Annotated in this window: 17 protein-coding genes; 9 read left to right on the forward strand and 8 right to left on the reverse strand. The window is 60.7% G+C overall.

What is annotated here, in order from left to right; translation table 11 throughout:
* Positions 1-181 precede the first annotated feature (181 nt).
* Positions 182-1,273, forward strand: a complete 1,092-nt coding sequence (locus TERRO_RS21945; protein WP_157178285.1) for a GGDEF domain-containing protein — start codon at positions 182-184, stop codon at positions 1,271-1,273.
* 3 nt (positions 1,274-1,276) lie between these two features.
* On the opposite strand, the gene ribA is transcribed toward TERRO_RS21945, so the two are convergent.
* Positions 1,277-1,927, reverse strand: a complete 651-nt coding sequence (gene ribA, locus TERRO_RS07450) for a GTP cyclohydrolase II (protein ID WP_014785387.1) — start codon at positions 1,925-1,927, stop codon at positions 1,277-1,279.
* Between the two features lie 69 nt (positions 1,928-1,996).
* On the opposite strand from ribA, the gene TERRO_RS07455 reads away from it, so the two are divergent.
* Positions 1,997-3,340 carry a sensor histidine kinase gene (locus TERRO_RS07455; RefSeq protein WP_014785388.1) on the forward strand — a complete coding sequence of 448 codons (1,344 nt, stop codon included), beginning with the start codon at positions 1,997-1,999 and terminating at the stop codon, positions 3,338-3,340.
* A gap of 3 nt (positions 3,341-3,343) precedes the next feature.
* Here the strand turns inward: TERRO_RS07455 and TERRO_RS07460 are convergent, their stop codons facing one another.
* Positions 3,344-4,198 carry a ChbG/HpnK family deacetylase gene (locus TERRO_RS07460; RefSeq protein WP_014785389.1) on the reverse strand — a complete coding sequence of 285 codons (855 nt, stop codon included), beginning with the start codon at positions 4,196-4,198 and terminating at the stop codon, positions 3,344-3,346.
* Positions 4,199-4,574: 376 nt separating this feature from the next.
* Here TERRO_RS07460 and TERRO_RS07465 point away from each other — a divergent pair, with 376 nt between their 5' ends.
* Genes TERRO_RS07465 through TERRO_RS07475 form a run of 3 tightly spaced genes read left to right on the forward strand, consistent with a single transcriptional unit; the run spans position 4,575 to position 8,713 of the window.
* Entirely contained in the window at positions 4,575-6,053 is a 1,479-nt protein-coding gene (locus TERRO_RS07465; RefSeq protein ID WP_014785390.1) for a sugar transferase, read from the forward strand.
* A 36-nt stretch (positions 6,054-6,089) separates the two neighbouring features.
* On the forward strand, positions 6,090-7,757 hold the full coding sequence (locus TERRO_RS07470; protein ID WP_014785391.1) for an NAD+ synthase: 1,668 nt from the start codon (positions 6,090-6,092) through the stop codon (positions 7,755-7,757).
* Between the two features lie 29 nt (positions 7,758-7,786).
* Positions 7,787-8,713: a thioredoxin domain-containing protein gene (locus TERRO_RS07475; RefSeq protein ID WP_014785392.1), complete on the forward strand. Its 927-nt coding sequence runs from the start codon at positions 7,787-7,789 to the stop codon at positions 8,711-8,713.
* A 211-nt stretch (positions 8,714-8,924) separates the two neighbouring features.
* Here the strand turns inward: TERRO_RS07475 and TERRO_RS07480 are convergent, their stop codons facing one another.
* Positions 8,925-10,367, reverse strand: coding sequence for an NCS2 family permease (locus tag TERRO_RS07480; protein WP_245536245.1), 1,443 nt, complete (start codon positions 10,365-10,367; stop codon positions 8,925-8,927).
* On the opposite strand from TERRO_RS07480, the gene TERRO_RS07485 reads away from it, so the two are divergent.
* The 3 genes from TERRO_RS07485 (at position 10,358) to nadC (ending at position 13,792) form a co-directional block, all read left to right on the forward strand.
* On the forward strand, positions 10,358-11,506 hold the full coding sequence (locus tag TERRO_RS07485; protein ID WP_014785394.1) for a DNA topoisomerase IB: 1,149 nt from the start codon (positions 10,358-10,360) through the stop codon (positions 11,504-11,506). The two genes, TERRO_RS07480 and TERRO_RS07485, sit on opposite strands and share 10 nt — an antisense overlap.
* A 136-nt stretch (positions 11,507-11,642) precedes the next feature.
* Positions 11,643-12,938, forward strand: coding sequence for a quinolinate synthase NadA (nadA, locus tag TERRO_RS07490; RefSeq protein WP_041592506.1), 1,296 nt, complete (start codon positions 11,643-11,645; stop codon positions 12,936-12,938).
* The gene (gene nadC, locus TERRO_RS07495; protein ID WP_014785396.1) at positions 12,935-13,792 is read left to right on the forward strand and encodes a carboxylating nicotinate-nucleotide diphosphorylase; all 858 of its coding nucleotides are present in this window, start codon (positions 12,935-12,937) and stop codon (positions 13,790-13,792) included. The genes nadA and nadC overlap by 4 nt, the downstream gene beginning before the upstream one ends.
* A 120-nt stretch (positions 13,793-13,912) precedes the next feature.
* On the opposite strand, the gene TERRO_RS07500 is transcribed toward nadC, so the two are convergent.
* The 3 genes from TERRO_RS07500 to TERRO_RS07510 form a co-directional block, all read right to left on the reverse strand.
* The gene (locus TERRO_RS07500) at positions 13,913-14,770 is read right to left on the reverse strand and encodes a menaquinone biosynthesis family protein (RefSeq protein ID WP_014785397.1); all 858 of its coding nucleotides are present in this window, start codon (positions 14,768-14,770) and stop codon (positions 13,913-13,915) included.
* Positions 14,771-14,858: 88 nt separating this feature from the next.
* Complete coding sequence (locus TERRO_RS07505; protein WP_014785398.1) at positions 14,859-15,452, reverse strand: biotin transporter BioY; 594 nt, start codon at positions 15,450-15,452, stop codon at positions 14,859-14,861.
* A 174-nt stretch (positions 15,453-15,626) separates the two neighbouring features.
* Positions 15,627-16,025 (reverse strand): hypothetical protein, encoded by a 399-nt coding sequence (locus TERRO_RS07510; protein ID WP_014785399.1) that lies wholly within the window; start codon positions 16,023-16,025, stop codon positions 15,627-15,629.
* A 218-nt stretch (positions 16,026-16,243) separates the two neighbouring features.
* Between TERRO_RS07510 and TERRO_RS07515 the strand changes: the two genes are divergently transcribed.
* Positions 16,244-16,606 (forward strand): FtsB family cell division protein, encoded by a 363-nt coding sequence (locus tag TERRO_RS07515; protein ID WP_014785400.1) that lies wholly within the window; start codon positions 16,244-16,246, stop codon positions 16,604-16,606.
* A 3-nt stretch (positions 16,607-16,609) separates the two neighbouring features.
* Here TERRO_RS07515 and TERRO_RS07520 read toward each other — a convergent pair whose 3' ends face one another.
* Entirely contained in the window at positions 16,610-17,197 is a 588-nt protein-coding gene (locus TERRO_RS07520; protein ID WP_041592507.1) for a hypothetical protein, read from the reverse strand.
* Positions 17,198-17,281: 84 nt separating this feature from the next.
* Complete coding sequence (locus tag TERRO_RS07525; protein WP_014785402.1) at positions 17,282-17,710, reverse strand: hypothetical protein; 429 nt, start codon at positions 17,708-17,710, stop codon at positions 17,282-17,284.
* Between the last annotated feature and the right edge of the window lie 93 nt (positions 17,711-17,803).

Raw genomic sequence — 17,803 nt, forward strand, 5'->3', positions numbered from 1 at the left:
GGAAGGTGACCCCGCATCAAGTGGCAGCATGAACGGGCACGATCTCTCATCGCTGACGAGCAAAGATCTGGACGAGACAATTGCTCTGTTAGAGGGCGGCGGGTTCTGCTGGCTGCGCCACAGTCCGATCCTCGAAGCCCGATTTGAGGATTCATTATCGGTCCACCGTTCCAAGAGGTTTTTGATTGAAGGGATCATCTGTGTCCTGCTCTTCAACCTGTTCCTGATCCCGGACTACTTCCTCTTTCCACAACACTTTCTTCACTTTTTTGTCGTACGGATCGGATTTGCGACTCCGCCCGCCCTCGTCGCCCTCATTCTTTTGCGGCGAGGTGTCAGTGCGGCCGTACGCGAGAGCTGTGTGGTCGTAATCGGCGTAACCTTCGCGCTGACTATTCTTTACCTCTACTTTGACATCAGCCCGGTGGTGTCGTCGTATGCGGTGACCGATCTGTCCATTCTGCTTTTGTTTGCCAACGTTGGCATCCGCGCACGATTCCCATACGCGATCGTGGTCTCGGTACTCTGTGTCTTGTTCGGTGCGATCTACCTGGTGCTGGATCCGATGTTGAAGCAGCCGGAAAAGGTTGAGAGTTTTGCCATCCTGTTCGCAGCAGCACTGCTTTCTGTTGTCGGAAACTACAGCATTGAGCGCGGGGACCGGCTCAACTTTCTGCGTCGACTCGAGAGTGAAGTGAGCTTCGGGGAACTCGCGAATGCGAACGATGAACTCCTGCTGCTGGCAAGGCAGGACAAGCTGACGGGGCTGGCCAATCGTGGGCACTTCGACGAGACTTACCGGACCATTTGGTACGAGAGTATTGAGAACGGTTCGATTCTGTCGGTCATCATGATCGACATCGATAACTTCAAGGCGCTGAATGATAGGTACGGACACCTCTACGGCGACTCCGTGCTGCAGCGTGTCGCGACACTTCTGAAGCAGGCCTTGCGCGGGGAAGAGGACTTCGTCGCTCGATACGGCGGCGAGGAGTTCATTGTCTTGCTGCCGAATACTTCAGAGGAAGCCGGCCTGATCGTCGCACAGCGAATTCGCCTGCTGATTGAGGTCGCAGGGAGTCCGGCGGTGCCGGCGGTCGCTTCGCACGAGCATGGGTGGGGGACCGTCAGCTGCGGTCTGGCTACGGTGCATCCGCGGAAGGGGCTGAGTCGCAACGGCCTGATCGCTCAGGCTGATGTAGCGCTCTACCAGGCCAAGGCGGATGGACGAAACCGCGTTTGTGTCGCGGAAACCGTGAAGGCGGAGCGCTAAAAGCTACAGGAGTGAGCCAATCAGGTGGCCCATCTTGTCCCGCTTCACTTCCAGATACTTCTGGCTCGTGAGTTCCGCAGCGACTTCGGCGCTGATCCGTTCCACTACCTTGATGCCGGCGTTTTCCATCGCCTGCACCTTCTCCGGATTGTTCGTGATCAGGCGAACGGCCTTCACTCCAAGCTGCTTGAGAATCTCCGCCGGCAACGTGAAGTCCCGGTGGTCTGAGCGGTAGCCCAGATCCTCGTTGGCCTGGATCGTGTCACGACCCTGATCCTGCAATTCGTAAGCGCGCAGCTTCGCCATCAGGCCGATGCCACGACCCTCTTGCGCCTCATAGATCAGGATGCCTGCGCCGTGCGCCGTGATGGTATCCAGCGCCAGCTCAAGCTGCTGTCGGCAGTCGCACCGCAGCGAATGAAAGACATCGCCGGTAAGGCACTGTGAGTGCACTCGCACAATGGGCGTCTTGCCATTACAGTTCCCATCGCTGCAGTCGCCGTAGACAAGCGCGACGGCTTCTTCGACGGTCTTACCCATGGGCCCGGGTGTTGCACCGGGGGGCAGGTGGCCTTCGAAGCCAAGAATGCGGAAGCTGCCCCAGCGTGTGGGCAGGTCGGCTTCGGCAATTTTCTCAACCCGGCTGTATTGCATAACGTCATTCTATAGATGCCGGACTGAGCGCACGGATGCAGGCAGTGCCCGGCGACGTACAGTAGAACCGTGCACCCCGTCGAGCCAAAGCTGGTCCTCATTTCGTTGCTGGTTCAGTTGGGCGTCGCTGCGGCGGTCTCCAGCTCGCTGGCGCGCTCGACACTCTTCCGGCGGCTGCTGCTGGCGCCGGAACGCTCGCCCTCCGATCGCCTGAAGCTGGTAGCCCTGATCTGTGCACCGCTGGTTCTGGGTGTCTGGATCCGCGCGGTCGTGCCAAACTTCCTCGCTGCGGACATCTCCCTGGCGACGGTGATCCTGCTCGGCATCATCGTCGGAACGCCCATGGCATCCGTGGGTGCAATCGCCCTCTCGCTACCGGCGATGCTGCATCGCGAATATCTGTCGCTTCCTGTGAACCTGATGGCAGCCGCTGTCTCCGGCCTCTTTTACCGATTTGTGGACGTGGAGGCGATCTGGTCCTTCTCGCCCATGATCGACCTCAGCCTGTACCGCTGGGTGCGCCGCAATCTGCGCCGCCCGCACCTCGACCGGCAGGTCTTCCTGCTGCTCATCATTGCGCTTCTGCAACTGGCGGCAAGTGAGATCGCAGAATTCTACCCCCACCGTTACTTCAGCCTGGGTTCGAATGTCTGGCTGCTGCAGCTCGCAATCTGCGCTGCCACGCCAGTACTGGTGGGGATTCCACTCAAGATCTGGAACGCCATCCGCATTGAAGACAAGCTGGAACAGCAGGCACGCCTACTGCTCGAGGCCAGGCTGGACGCCCTGCAGCGCCAGATCAATCCCCACTTCCTCTTCAACACGCTCAACTCCATCGGCTCGCTCATTCGCGTGGAACCCGACATGGCGCGAGAGATGGTGAACCGCCTCGCAAACATCCTGCGCATCCTCCTCAGGACGCGCGAGGCGTTCGTGCCGTTCCGCGATGAGCTTGCCTTTACGGACGACTACCTGGGGATCGAAGTCGTGCGCTTCGGCGAGAAGCTGCGTGTGGTGAAGGAAATTGCGCCGGAGACACTGGATCTGGTCGTTCCCAGCATGCTTCTGCAGCCGTTGATTGAGAACAGCATCAAGCACGGACTGGAGCCGCGCATCAGCGGCGGCACGGTCACGCTGCGCAGTCGCGTTCGTGGACAGCGGCTGCTGCTGGAAGTGGAGGACGACGGCGTGGGTGTGGCGCCGGAACGCCCCCTGCACAGCGGCAGCGGCCTCGTCCGTCCCAGCACCGGTATCGGCATGAAGAACGTGCGCGAGCGCATGGAAGTGCTGTACGGCGCCGATGCCGTCATGGAGATGGAGAGTCGGCCGGGTCGGGGCACACGCATCACGCTGGAAATGCCGATCGTAGACAGTACCGATCTGGCGGGCGGCCGCGGCGAGCCACGCCGCTAGCCTTTAAAGGTCGGCGAAGCTGATGAGCTCGATTCGGCCCTCACGAACCGCCTGCGGAATCTGCTGAAGCAGTGCCTCGCGTTCCGTGTCGCGCGTGGTGCGAAGACGCGTCTTCACCTGGGCCAGATCGGTGTCGTTGTAGCCCGGATGGCAGACCAACTCCCACGTCCCGGCGGTAGCAGCCTCCAGCAGGCGCCGAAGTGTAGCCGCATCCAGATGGCCCGTGGCGGAGACACCGATGGAACCATCGGTAGTTTTTAGTCCCGCGGCGCGGCGTAGCTTGTGAAAGGTGCTCGCGAACCTCCGCAGCGCCGCTACTTCAAGCTTTCGCAGAAGTGCTCCGCGCGTCAGCCTTGCGGACCAGGCCTGCTCAAACGGGTTGCGGATGGCCGGCACGCCGCAGCGCATGGCCGCACGCATGACAGGCAGCGCTACGCGGGGGAACAGGTGCGTGTGCTTATGGGTGTCGACGTGAGTCACGGTTACGCCGGCCTGTTGCAGGCGAGTAATCTGCGCCACAGCCTCAGTCTCTATCTGCTTCTCAGAGATGCGACCAAGGTAGAGATCTGCAACAAAGCGAAGCAGCGATGTCTGAAGCCGCCCGCCAGTGTCCACCAGCGTCGGGACCTCGGATGCTGGAGATACGGGCACGCCATCTACCAGTACGACGTGACACCCCATGCGTCGCACCCCGCGGGCGATGGCGTCCTCGAAGGCCCGCCCATTCGCCATGAGCGTCGCAGAGGAGAGTGCGCCGGTCGAGGCCAGCTCTGCAATCGAACGGTTCACGCCGTCGGTCAGACCGAAGTCATCTGCGTTGACGATCAGTCGCACAGGCGACGGGGGGTGGGAAGCCATCTGCGAAGTTTATACGCCCCATGCGAAACCCCCTCCTATGCGGCACGGAGGCGCACTATTTTGGCATTATCGAAACTCATTTGCATCCAAATTCAAATGCGCGGCTTCTAAGCTAGAGAAAATATGTTCCCATTTTAGGAATCGAAGTTGCAATTCATTGCATAGAATCCGCAGGAATCCTTCAAACCTGCGATATGCTCGTGAAAAAGCAGCCCCAGAAAAACGTCACCGGGCTCCCCGGGACCACGGTGGCAAACCTCTCTCTCAGGCACCAGCTAACAAGTTAACTGCCTCATGCCACCCGGTTTACGGGACGGCTGAGCACGCGGCTTAAAAGGTGTTTATGCAAGCACGGGATTTCGCACAAGAGGATGTGATGGGCAGCCGGCGAACCAGTCGGCCTCCGCTGCGCACCGGCTCGAGCGCGTCCGGCGTGTTGGAGCGGCCATCGTTCGTTAGCGCCGCGTGGTCCGTTCTCGATGTGATTACAACTCTCATCGCGTGCATAATCGCAACCCGCTTCCGTCTGGATGTTGCCGACGCCAGCGGTGCCTTGACCAACGAAGACCTGTTGGCTGGCCTGTGGAGCAGCTTCGGCGCGTACATGGCGTGGTTCGCCGCATGCCTCGTTTTCTTCACACGCTCTTACGGGCTATACGGTCCGATCCAAAATCGAAGCGGCCTCAATGAGCAGCGGATGACGCTGCAGGCGACGCTTGTCTCCGGCCTCATCCTCTGCGGAACCATCTACCTCTCGCGCGGTGAGGCAGTGTCCCGCATCGTAGTGATTCTTTCCGTGCTGCTGACCGGCGCGATGATCTGTGCACGCCGGGCCCTCTGGCGCTCCATGGTCTACACGCGTTACCGCGAGGGCCTGGATACACGCAATGTGCTCATCATCGGTTCAGGCCGCGTTGCGCACGCACTTCGCAACCACCTGGAGTCTCTGCGCCACCTTGGCTTCCGCTTTCGCGGTTTCGTCTCATTAACGGAGCAGGAGGCGGAGAGCGGCGATGCCGACATCGTGGGCGATGTAAAGAACTGCCTGGCGCTTGCCCGCGCCCTCTTCATCGACGAAATCTTTTTCTCCGTTCCGGCAGAGAAGAAGATGGTAATCGCACTGGTCAATGAGGCTCGTGAACTGGGCATCGATGTCCGCGTCGTTCCCGATCTCTACGATGGTCTGGCCTGGAACGCACCCGTCGAGTACATCGGTCAATTCCCGACGATCCCTCTCCACCGTCGCGATTTCCCCATCGGATCGTTCATGGTGAAGCGCGTGATGGACATCACCATCTCCAGCCTTGCGTTGACGGTGCTCAGCCCTCTCATCCTGGGAATTGCGATTGCGGTGCGTCTCAACTCGAACGGTCCCATCGTCTACAAGGCACGCCGCATTGGCCGCAAGGGCCGTACCTTCGATTGCATGAAGTTCCGCACCATGGTGCAGAACGCCGACGAACTCAAGGCGCAACTCGAACACATGAACGAGCGCGACGGCATTCTGTTCAAGGTCACGAACGATCCGCGCATCACTACTGTTGGCAGCGTCCTGCGCAAGTATTCGCTCGATGAGATTCCGCAGTTCTTCAATGTCCTCCGTGGCGACATGAGCCTGGTAGGCCCGCGGCCGCCGATCGCCTCCGAGGTGGAGCGCTATGACCTGGCGCATCTGCGCCGGCTGGACGTTCTGCCCGGTATCACTGGCTTGTGGCAGGTGGAAGCGCGGCAGGACCCATCGTTCGACAGCTACATCTCGCTTGATACGGCCTACGTTGAGAACTGGAATCTGTGGCTTGACCTCAAGATCCTGATCCGTACGGTGAGCGTCGTCCTGGGCGGCACTGGCACCTAAAGCGTCGTTCTCCAGCGCAAGCCATAAAATGGTCTTGTGAAGATTGCTCTCGCGCAGTTGAATCCTACCGTCGGCGATTTTGCCCGGAACACCAAACACATTCTGGCTACGGCACAGCGTGCCGCTTCCCTGGGCGCCGAGCTCGTCGTCTTCCCGGAGCTTGCGATCCCTGGCTATCCGCCGCAGGACCTGATCGAGGACGACAACTTCCTGGATCGCGCAGAAGCTGCTCTGCAGGAAGTTGCCGCTGCTACGGGACAGTCTGACATGCCCGGGATCCTGTGCGGCACGATTCGACGGTCCGAGCTACGGCCGGGCAAGCGCGCGCGGAACGTTGCCGCGCTGTGCTTCGACGGCGCAGTGAAGTTTGTGCAGACGAAGATGCTGCTGCCGTTCTACGACGTCTTCGACGAGCAGCGATACTTCCAGCCGGCTACATCCCAGTCACTCGTAGCCTTCGGCGATCAGGTGCTGGCGATCAGCATCTGTGAAGACGCCTGGAACGACAAGGGATTCTGGCCCGAACGTCTCTATGAGAACGATCCTGTCGAGCGCCTGATGACCTGCACTCTGGCTGGCCGTAAACCGACGGTGATGTTGAACCTCTCCGCTTCGCCGTATTGGGAAGGGAAGCAGGCTGTGCGCCGCCGCATGATCGGCGCCATCGCAAAGCGTCACGCTGTTCCCGCGGCCATGGTGGGGCAGGTTGGCGGCAATGACAGCCTGATCTTCGACGGCGCATCGTTTGCCGTGGATACCCACGGTGAGACAATCCTTGCCGCGAAGAGCTTCGAAGAAGACCTTGTCCTCTTCGACACTGCAAACCTTCCGAGTAGCGGCGCAACTGCCTTACCTCAGGACGGTCCAGAGGCCGCTTGGAACGCACTCGTTCTTGGGGTGCGCGACTACGTCCGAAAGTGCCGCTTCAGCAAGGTATTGCTGGGCCTCAGCGGCGGTATCGACTCGGCCGTGGTCGCTGCGATCGCAGTGGACGCACTGGGCGCGGAGAACGTCCTCGGGATCGGTATGCCAAGCGAGTTCTCCTCGACCGGATCGGTGGACGACGCTCGTGAACTGGCGCAGAACCTTGGCATCCGCTTCGAGGTCGTCGCCATTCGTGACACCGTCGATGCCATGGCGCGCAGCCTCAATCCTCTCTTCGCAGGGACGCCCTTCGGCCTGGCAGAAGAAAACATGCAGGCTCGCATTCGCGGAACGTTGCTGATGAGCCTGTCGAACAAGTTCGGGCACCTGGTTCTGACCACTGGCAATAAGAGCGAGATGTCGGTCGGTTACTGCACGCTCTACGGCGACATGGTCGGCGCGCTCGCGGTCATCGGAGACGTGTGGAAGACACGGGTCTACGAACTGGCCCGCTACGCCAACCGCGAGCGCGAGGTTATACCAGAGAGCACCATCAGCAAGCCGCCCAGCGCGGAGTTGCGTCCCGACCAGAAGGACACCGACTCGCTGCCTCCCTATGAAGTGCTCGATCCGATCTTGAAAGCTTATGTCGAGCGGTACGAGTCGGCCGAACAGATTGCAGAATCACTCGGTGTCGAGCTGGAGCGTGTCGATCATCTGCTGCGGCTCGTGGAGCGCAGCGAGTACAAGCGGCAGCAGGCTGCTCCGGTTCTTAAGGTGACGGCGAAGAGCTTCGGCACGGGGCGCCGCTTTCCGTTGGCAGCCAAGGTCCGTCCCTAAGTTCTGCGGGTGAGAAAATAGACGGGATCATGCGAATCAACTCTCTTGCCACCCTTGCCGGCGCACTGGCGCTCTTTGCTGGAGCTGTGTCTTTCGCCCAAACGGCCGCGCCCGCTGCGGATCCGTTTCCGCCCGTGAACCCCAAATTCTTTGACGCACCGTCGCCCACAGCGGCCGACGTCGATGCGTTCCTGAAGGCGATCTGGGGCTACGACATCAACCGCACGTGGCGCGTCGAAGCCGTGCAGAAGACCGCCGCGCCCGGCGTCAGCAAGGTGACGATCTTCGTCGCGGACAAGAGCCAGGGCAACAAGGTGGAAAGTGTTCGCTTCTTCGTCACGCCCGACGGTAAGTACGCCATTGCAGATACAGTCTTCCGCTTCGGAGCGAAGCCCTTTGAAGATAATGCGAAGCTGCTCGATGCCGAGGCAAATGGTCCCGCTGAGGGTTCCGCATCGAAGAAGCTGCTGCTCGTGGAGTTTGCCGACCTGCAGTGCCCGCACTGCAAGGAAGCCGGGCCAACGATGGATCAGTTGCGCAAGGACTTTCCGGAGGCGCGCGTCGTCTTCCAGAACTATCCGTTGACGCAGATTCACCCCTTCGCCTATAAGGCAGCGGCCATGGGCAACTGCGTCGCCGCAGCCAAGGGCGATCCCGCCTTCTTTGTCTACATCAAGGATGTATTCGACCATCAGGAGTCACTGACCGATCAGCTTGGGGAGACGACGCTGACCAATGCGGTGAAGGCCGCAGGTGCTGATCCGGCCTCGGTAGCCACATGCGCCGCATCGCCCGCAGCGAAGGCGAAGCTGGATGCGCAGATCGCTCTGGCCGACAAGATCGGTGTGGACCAGACACCCATGATCGCTGTGAACGGACACTTGATGCCGCTGGGTGGCGTGCCGTACGAGACACTGAAGCAGGTCGTCGCTTGGGACATCAAGCAGGGGAAGTAGTTGACACGCCCGATACAATAAAAGCAGAAGCAAAGGGAGAGCCTACGGGCTCTCCCTTTCGCGTTTCCACGGCTAAGTCCTTTGTTATCTAATTTTTGCGTATAAGTCTTTTAGAATCAAATTTTTAGCGGAAGTGTCGGAACTCAACCCCTTTGTTATCTAATTTTTACGGGAAAAACGGGGGGGGTGGTCCGCGCTGAGACCATGTCGACTAACCGCGCGAGAGGAAAGCAAACCGCGCAATGAACAGAGCGGCCAGCACGAATAATAACCAGTCGTGCCGCGTGGCCTTGCCGCTGAAGAGGCGCAGCAGTGCGAAGCTGCTGATGCCAATACCGAGGCCATTTGCAATTGAGTAAGTCAGCGGGATCATCACCAGCGTAAGGAACGCGGGGATGGCGACGGTGGCATCGGCCCAGTCAACCTCTGCGATGGACCCGAGCATCAGCGCGCCCACGATGATCAACGCTGGCGCAGTCGCGGCGCTGGGAATCGGTCCAACCAGCGGTGCAAGGAAGAGCGACAGGAAGAAGCAGATGCCGGTGACGATCGCCGGAATCCCGGTGCGCCCTCCCGCTGCGACGCCTGCGGACGACTCAATGTAAGAGCACACGGTGCTGGTGCCTGTAAGTGATCCGACGATGGTAGCGGTGGCGTCTGCAAAGAAGATCTTCGACAGCCGTGGGATCTTCGCATCGTCGGTGATCAGGCCTGCTTTCTTCGTGACAGCGACCAGCGTCCCCACATTGTCGAACAGGTCGACGAAGAGGAAGACAAAGATGATCTCGAGCGCGCCTGTGTGCAGTGCGCCTCGGATGTCGAGCTTGCCAGCGGTCGCGGTGAGTTCATGCAGGTTGAAGTGCTGCGGTGTCCAGTGCACCTGGCCGAAGATGTAGCCCGTCAGTAGCGTGCCTACGATGCCGATGAGGATGGAGGCGCGGATCTTCAGCATCTGCAGCACGGCGATCAGCAACAGGCCAAAGAGCGCCAGCATGGTGCCCGGCGCGCGCAGGTTGCCAAGCGCAACAACGGTGTCCGGATCGCGCACGACGATGCCCGTCTCGATCAGGCCGATGAAGGCGATGAAGAGACCAACGCCACCGGCCACGGAAGCGTGCAGCTCCCGCGGGATCGCTTCGACGAGCAGTTGACGGATGCCGCCGAAGGTCAGTGCTAGGAAGATCACTCCGGAGAGAAAGACCGCGCCCAGCGCGGTCTGCCACGGGATATGCATCTTCAGGCAGACCGTGTAGGTGAAGTACGCGTTCAGGCCCATGCCCGGCGCAAGAGCCAGCGGATAGCGCGCCAGCACGCCCATCAGGATGGACCCAAAGGCCGCGCACAGACACGTTGCAGCCGTGACCGCAGCGATGGGCATGCCCGTCTTCGACAGGATCGCCGGATTGACGAAGATGATGTAAGCCATCGTCAGAAACGTGGTCAGGCCTGCAAGGATCTCGGTACGCCACGTGGCGCCGAGTCCGCTGAAGTCGAAGTAATGCTCGATGCGCGCGATGGTGCTGTTGGGCAAGCTGGCCTTTCCGGTTGGGACGGGTGTAACGCCATCATACGAAAACGCGATCACGTTGATAGCGTCAGCGTGGCAGAGGACGCGATTGCGTCCAATCGCATCCCATTCCTGCGATGAGTACACGTGCAGCTGCCCCCCACGCAAAGTCCACGAAAAAGCCCCGTCCAATTGCTGCAGAGATCGTCCTCGATCCCGAGGAAGCGGCCCGCGCAGCGGGACTTCGCTACGTCTCCGACCGTCAGCCGGGCATGCATCGCATAAAGCACGGTGATAGCTTCCGGTTCGTCGGACCGGATGGCAAGGTGGTGCGCGACAAGACTGCGCTGGCACGCATCAAGTCGCTCGTGATTCCGCCGGCATGGACCGATGTTTGGATCACACCGCACGCGAACGGACACCTGCAATGCACCGGTCGCGATGCGCGCGGACGGAAGCAGAGCAGGTACCATCCGCACTGGCGCGAGGTCCGCGACGAGACGAAATACGAGCGGATGGCGCACTTCGCCAAGTCGCTGCCCGGCATTCGTAAGCGCGTGGCGGAAGATATGGCACGCGGCGGCTTGCCACGCGAGAAGGTGCTGGCGACCGTTGTACGGCTGATGGAAGAGACGCACATCCGCGTGGGCAATGAAGAGTATGCCCGCACGAATAAGAGCTACGGCCTGACGACCATGCGCACGAAGCATGTCGATGTGCACGGGGCAACAGTGCGCTTCAGCTTCCAGGGCAAGAGCCGCGTTCACCATACGATCGATCTCGCCGATAAGCGTATCGCGCGCATCGTGAAGCAGTGCTCCGATCTACCGGGGCATGATCTTTTTCAGTATGTCGATGAGGACGGCAACCCGCACTCCATCGACTCGCAGGCGGTGAATGATTATCTGCGCGAGGTGACCGGCGAACACTTCACCGCGAAGGACTTTCGTACGTGGGCGGGCTCGGTGCTTTGCTGTGACCTGCTGAGTGAGTTCGAGCCTGCTTCATCGATCACGGAGGCGAAGAAAAACGTGGTGCAGGCGATCGCTCAAGTAGCTGCGAAGCTCGGCAACACGCCCAGCGTCTGCCGTAAGTGCTACGTGCATCCGGTCGTGCTGGAGCGATATCTGGGCAACATCTCGTCGGCTGATGCGAAGAAGGAGATCGAACGCGAGATAGCGCATGAGCGCAAAGCGATCGAAGAGCATAGCGCTGCTCTGCGAAGGGAAGAACAAGCACTTGTGAATTTATTGCAGCAGAAGAAGCTTTTAAGCAAAGCGGCTTGAGGAGACCTCAGTAGAAGTCGCGTCCAGCGGGGCGGGACGAGCATCTGATCCGCAGAAGGATTTATCCTTAGGACTTGGCGACATGTTCCCGCAGCGTAGGTCGCGAGTGACACCGCAAGCGGACAGGGAGTGGACGTTGGCATCGGTTGACCGCACCATCCAGTTGATTCGCATTGGCGAGCAGCAAGGTAGTAGTTGTTCTTCGGCTCTTGCTGATGATCCTTGGGAGAACGATGTGCAGCCGGGCTATGGGCCTGGCGCTTCGCAGCGGGACCATTTGCCGACGGGATCGCCTGTTCAGGGTGTCATACCGCGGGAATACCGCCAGGCTTCGGCTGCGGAACTGGATCTGCGGATCCGTGCTGCGCGGCACTCACTGGGCGAAAAAGTGGTGCTCTTGGGGCACTTTTATCAGCGGGATGAAACGATTCAGTACGCTGATTTTGTCGGTGACAGTTTTCAACTCGCCCAGGCGGCAAAAACAAGGCCGAAGGCGGAGGCGATCGTCTTCTGCGGTGTCCATTTCATGGCCGAGACGGCCGACATGCTCTCGCGGGACGATCAGGCGGTGATCCTGCCGAACCTGGCTGCCGGATGTTCGATGGCGGACATGGCCGACCTGGACAGCGTTCAGGATTGCTGGGATGAGCTTGCGGCTCTGTATGGCACGGAACCCGATGCGGACGGCCGTGTGCCCGTGATCCCGGTGACGTACATGAACTCTTCTGCCGCGCTGAAGGCTTTCTGCGGAGAGCATGGCGGCATTGTGTGCACGTCGTCGAATGCGACGCGGGTGCTGGACTGGGCGTTTGCGCGCGGGCAGCGTGTGTTGTTCTTCCCGGATCAGCATCTTGGCCGCAACACCGCCTTTGCGATGGGGATTCCTTTGGAGCAGATGCCGGTGTGGCAGCCGGAGCAGCACCTGGGCGGTAACAGCGAGGCGCTGATGGGTGATGCTCGCGTGATCCTGTGGCATGGCTTCTGCTCGGTGCACAAGCGCTTCACGGTGGAGCAGATCAAGCATGCTCGTCATCGGCATCCGGGAGTTCGCGTGATCGTGCATCCTGAGTGCCCGATCGAGGTGGTGCAGGCTGCGGATGAGTACGGTTCTACCGACTACATCAAGAAGGCGATCGAGGCGGCAGCGCCGGGTGGCGTGTTTGCCATCGGCACCGAGATCAATATGGTGCAGCGGCTGGCGAGCGAGCATCCTGAGCACACAATCGTCTGCCTTGACTCGATCATCTGCCCGTGCTCGACGATGTATCGGATCCATCCGAGCTACCTGGCCTGGGTTCTTGAGGCTTTGGAGCGTGGTGAGATTGTCAATCGCATCACGGTGCCGGAGAGCGTTGCTGTACCGGCCCGGATTGCGCTGGAGCGGATGTTGAGTCTGAGTCCGGTGGCTGCTCCGACGGGGCAGGCGCAGTGAGTCTGTCGCCTGAACTGATCGAGCGCGTCGTCCGCATGGCGCTGGACGAGGATGCGCCCTGGGGCGACATCACTTCCGAGACATTGATCCCTGCCGATGCTCTGGTGACGGCGCAGTTGGTCGCACGTGAGGATGGCGTCTTGTGCGGCGCCGAGATCTTTGCTGCAGCGATGGTGATGTGCGATTCGGGCATCGTGGTGGAGTTTGCGGTGGAGGATGCTTCGCAGTTCTCTGCAGGGCAGACACTTGCTTCGATCACCGGACCGGCGCGCGGTGTGTTGCGCGGTGAGCGGGTTGCGTTGAACTTTACGCAGCGGTTGTCGGGCATTGCCACGATGACGGCTCGCTATGTCGCGCAGACTACGGGGACGAAGGCACGCATTGTGGACACACGCAAGACCACGCCGGGGCTGCGGCAGTTTGAGCGGTATGCGGTGCGGTGCGGCGGCGGCTGGAACCATCGGTTCTCGTTGTCAGACGCTGTGATGGCTAAGGACAATCACCTGGCTATCGTGGCGGAGAGTGGTTCGCTGTCGTTGACAGAGGCCTTGCTGGCGGCTCGTAAACGTCTGCCGCACACGACGCATGTTGAGGTTGAGGTGGATCGTCCGGACCAGATCGAGCCGGTGCTTGCGGGTGGTGTCGATACGATCATGCTCGACAACTTCAGCACGGATGCGATGCGGGATGCCGTGGCGCAGATTGCCGGGCGGGCTTTGATAGAGGCTAGCGGCGGGATAACACTGGGTCGCATTCGTGAGATTGCTGAGACTGGTGTGGATGTGATCTCGGTTGGAGCGCTTACGCATAGTGTGCGGGCGCTGGATCTTGGGTTGGATATTGCGGTCTTTTAGGTTTCGTGACTCGCCGATCCCACGTCTCAGAAGCGAGACGTGGGGCACCCGCTAAGAATGAAAGGCCACCGTTACCGGTGGCCTTTTCGTTGAATCGCGCTTATGAATGATGCGACGCGATTAGTCTATGAAGTCGACTTTGGACTTCATCGGGATGACGCCGCGTTCGTAGCCCATGTCGAGCAGCTTCTGGATCGCGATGCGGCCGTCGTCGCCGTAGTTCAGGGTGCGCTCGTTGACGTACATGCCGACGAACTTGTTGGCGAGTGCCGGGTCGAGGTCGCGTGCGAACTGCATGGCGTACTCGAGTGCTGCCGGACGGTGATCGAGTGCGTGCTGGATGCTGTCGCGCAGGGCCTGGGTGGTGATCTTCATCGACTCGGCACCGAGCGAACGCCGGATGGCGTTGCCGCCGAGCGGCAGAGGCAGCCCGCCGGTTTCGTCGCGCCACCACACACCCATGTCCAGGATCTTGTGCAGACCGTTGTCGCCGTAGGTGAGCTGGCCTTCGTGGATGATGAGGCCTGCGTCGAACTCGCCTGCGACGACCTTCGGGATGATCTCGTCGAAGGGTACGGTGACGGTTTCAACGTCCGGTGCGAAGAGCTTCAACGTGAGATACGCGGTCGTCATGTTGCCGGGAACGGCGATCTTCAGCTTCTTCACTTCATCCAGCGTGTACTTGCGAGGCGAGACGATCATGGGACCGTAGCCGTCGCCCACGGAGCCGCCACACGCCATCAGCGCGTAGTTCTCCTGCAGGTAGGGGTAGGCGTGGAAGCTGATCGCTGTGACGTCGTAGTACGGATCGTGGATGGCGCGCTGATTCAGCGTCTCGATGTCCGTGAGGACGTGCGTGAATTTGTAGCCGGGGACGCGGACCTTATTAGTTGCAAGGCCGTAGAACATGAAGGCGTCGTCGGAGTCGGGGCTGTGCGCGATCTTGATCTCTTGCACGTCGTTGGTTGTGGTGCTCATGTACGTGTGTTGCCCTTCTGTTGCTGCTTGAAAGCAATGCTAAGGATTCGACGTTCGCGCACGCGCGACGACTCAAGGGAAGGCCGTGTCAGGCGCGCTTTGCCACAGCTGCTGTGATGCCGGCGGCGGCGCAGATCTTTACGAGATCAGACAGGGCAAAGGGAAGCACGGTGCTGCCGAGCGCCGTGGAGAAATTGACGCCGATCTGGTGGCTGAACCAGAGTGCGCCGCAGGTGTAGATCAGCGTCATGGCTGCGAGGCCGCCGAGAGCGTAGGCGGCGAAGCGAGGCGACTTGACGATGCGGGGCAAAGCGCCTGCGATGGCCGCTGCGAGCGGGTAGGCGAAGAGGTAGCCGCCGGTGGGACCGATGAGGCGGGCGATGCCGGGCAGGCCTGCGGGTGTAAAGACGGGCAGACCGGCTGCGCCCTCTGCAAGATAGACCGCCATGGCGGCGAAGCCTGCCGTTGGTCCAAGCAGCATGCCGACGAGAATGACGGCGAAGGGTTGCAGCGTGAACGGTACGGGTGTGAAGGGCAGCGGCACGGCGATGTGTGCGCAGAGTGCGACGAAGAGGCTGGCGGCGACAACAGTCGCAGCGCGGAGCAGCAGGTCAGCCGAAGCGGAGCGGCCGTTGACCGCGAGCGGTGCCGGGCGCAGAGCGGAGGATAGAAGTCGCGACATCAGGTATGCCTCTCAGAGAATCTCTCCTGATTGTAATGCGACGCCATGGGCCGCGTGCCCAGTTGGCGTGGCCATTGTGTATGGAGGTCATGTTGGGCAGGGAGGATGTTTGACTCTACGGTTTCGGCAGATTGTGCCGCATGCCGAGATTGTTACCAGCCACTCGGAATTGCGCTAGCGTTCGGGCCGGGAGAGGGATCCCGTTGGACGCTGTACGCCGCCGGCGGGTGTGCCACCCGGCTCCGGATCGCTGAGGTCGCCGTTGTCCTGGTTGTAATAAGCCCAGTCGGGTCTGCGGGGAAGGTCAGCGTCGGCTGCTTTCGAGCGAGCAGAGGCCTCGAGCTTTTGCGGAGGCTGAACGCCCTGGCGGCGCGGGGCGTTGTGCACTGCCTGGGAGGATGCGACGATGCCCGCGGCGAGGTCGAGGCGTGGATGTGGTTTGGTCTTGCGCTGAGCGGTTCGCTTGTCCTTCGTGGAGCGGGTTGCGGCGCGCTTGAAGACGCGCCACCACAGGACTGCGGCGATAGCGAACAGTATGCAGCAGACGGCTCCGAGCTGTAGCAGGAACGGCATAGGCACGCGAAGGATAGCAACCTGGAAGTGATGTCGCCAGAGAATAGCGGCAGCGTCCTTTCGGCAAGACTATACCGGCTGCGTGACGTCGATGCGAAGCGTCCAGTGTTCATGCGGTACCGGATTCAGTGTGTCGTGCGGAAACGGCGGCGACAGGGGTATCTTTTCCGGCACATTTACTTGATGTAGAGCGGCGGCACAGCATCTACTGGAAACGTATGCCGCCGCAGCTAAATCCGACACGTACGGGCCGAGTCATGGGTCAATTGCGCCGTGCTGGTGAGGCCGTATACAAAGGCCGCACGAAGGTCGCGACGGGTGCTGCCGGTTTGCTCGCGCTGATGGTTGGCTATCACGTGGTCTTTGGTCAGAATGGCTTGACGGCTTACCAGGCGAAGCGCCACGACGCGCATGATCTACAGATGCAGGCGCAGGAGCTGAAGCGCGACAACGAGCGCCTGAAGGCGCACGTGGAGCGGCTGACGAACGATCCTGACGCGATTGAGCATGAGGCCCGCGAGGAGCTGCACTACACGCGGCCCGGCGAGGTGATTTACACCATGCCGCCAGAGCATAAGTAGTAGTCAGTCGACGTGGAGATCGCCGTCGAGGTCGACGGTGAGCCTGTCTTTCGTAACCAGCATGGAGTGGATCTTGAGTGCGTCGAGCGCTACGAGATAGCCCGTGGATTCCCTGGAGCGCCCAAGTGCGGTGCGCAGCAATTCCAGCGCATTGAGCTTCATGTTTGCGGGCAGCTTGCGGCTGAGGAACGGGACGAGGATGAAGTCGAGTTCCTTGTTGCCGGTGAATCGGTCGATGCGCGCGTCGCGGAAGCCGATGGATTCGCCTTCGGCATCGGGCAGTACGGAGACGTCTGCCTCGGTGTTGAAGCCGACGCCCACACACTTGCCGAACATGCCTGCGCCCAGACGCGAGTGCGTGTGGACGTGAATGACGACACGGTCGTCTTTGAAGATGACACTGGGGTTGTCAACGTAGACGAAGCAGGCGGAGTTGGCGTCCCCGCGGAGGTAGTAGCGTCCCTCCGGGCCGTTGAAGAGTTGCTGCTTCAACGTTCGTTCCAGCGCACCGGACGAGACCTTGAGCTCGATGGCGCGCGCTTTGACGGAGAGCAGGGACATGATGGCGAGCACGACCAGAGAGCGCTTCACAGTCCCTAGGATAACGCCTTCACGCTGCGGAAACGGAAGAGCCCGGCTGATAGGCCGGGCTGCTTCCTGGATGTCGTGCCAGCGTTAGTGGCCGGTACGCTCTTCCGTCGCTTCCTGGTTCTGCTCGGTTGCAATCGCACTGGAGGCTCCCGGAGTCGCCTCTGCGGCCTTTGCGTTGGGGCCGAGTCCGAGCTTGATGAGGGCTCGCGAGTCCGGCACGATCTTGGTCTGCCAGCCGTTGTCCGACTGCAGCTTGTGCATGGCGGCCTCGCTGGCGTTGTCCCAATGGCCGCTGACTTCGTCGAGGTAGCCGGCCTTGACCAGCGCTCCCTGAATCTGGGTGGCACGGGTGTCATCGATGTTTCGCTGGTGCGGCGTTTTGTCGCTCTTGGCCACTTTGTGCCGGTGCGATGTGGGGCCGCGCTTGATTCGGGATGCCTGTGACGGAAGGGCGGTCAACAGGACCGCGGCTGCGGTCAGTGCTGCGGTCGTAATCAGGGAAGAAGAACGCATAGCAAAACCTCAACAACAAGGGTAAACGTACGGCATAGGATCGACTGATTCCCACACAGTACACACTCGGTAAACACGGGTGCAAGGGCGAAG

It is taken from the genome of Terriglobus roseus DSM 18391, assembly GCF_000265425.1.
GTDB classification, from domain to species: Bacteria; Acidobacteriota; Terriglobia; order Terriglobales; family Acidobacteriaceae; genus Terriglobus; species Terriglobus roseus.

What these genes read in the sequence shown, in the direction of transcription:
- ribA (WP_014785387.1), bottom strand. Translation starts at nt 1,927, where the DNA reads ATGCAATACAGCCGGGTTGAGAAAATTGCCGAAGCCGACCTGCCCACA.
- TERRO_RS07460 (WP_014785389.1), bottom strand. Translation starts at nt 4,198, where the DNA reads ATGGCTTCCCACCCCCCGTCGCCTGTGCGACTGATCGTCAACGCAGAT.
- TERRO_RS07465 (WP_014785390.1), top strand. Translation starts at nt 4,575, where the DNA reads ATGGGCAGCCGGCGAACCAGTCGGCCTCCGCTGCGCACCGGCTCGAGC.
- TERRO_RS07475 (WP_014785392.1), top strand. Translation starts at nt 7,787, where the DNA reads ATGCGAATCAACTCTCTTGCCACCCTTGCCGGCGCACTGGCGCTCTTT.
- TERRO_RS07485 (WP_014785394.1), top strand. Translation starts at nt 10,358, where the DNA reads ATGAGTACACGTGCAGCTGCCCCCCACGCAAAGTCCACGAAAAAGCCC.
- TERRO_RS07500 (WP_014785397.1), bottom strand. Translation starts at nt 14,770, where the DNA reads ATGAGCACCACAACCAACGACGTGCAAGAGATCAAGATCGCGCACAGC.
- TERRO_RS07505 (WP_014785398.1), bottom strand. Translation starts at nt 15,452, where the DNA reads ATGTCGCGACTTCTATCCTCCGCTCTGCGCCCGGCACCGCTCGCGGTC.
- TERRO_RS07510 (WP_014785399.1), bottom strand. Translation starts at nt 16,025, where the DNA reads ATGCCGTTCCTGCTACAGCTCGGAGCCGTCTGCTGCATACTGTTCGCT.
- TERRO_RS07515 (WP_014785400.1), top strand. Translation starts at nt 16,244, where the DNA reads ATGCCGCCGCAGCTAAATCCGACACGTACGGGCCGAGTCATGGGTCAA.
- TERRO_RS07525 (WP_014785402.1), bottom strand. Translation starts at nt 17,710, where the DNA reads ATGCGTTCTTCTTCCCTGATTACGACCGCAGCACTGACCGCAGCCGCG.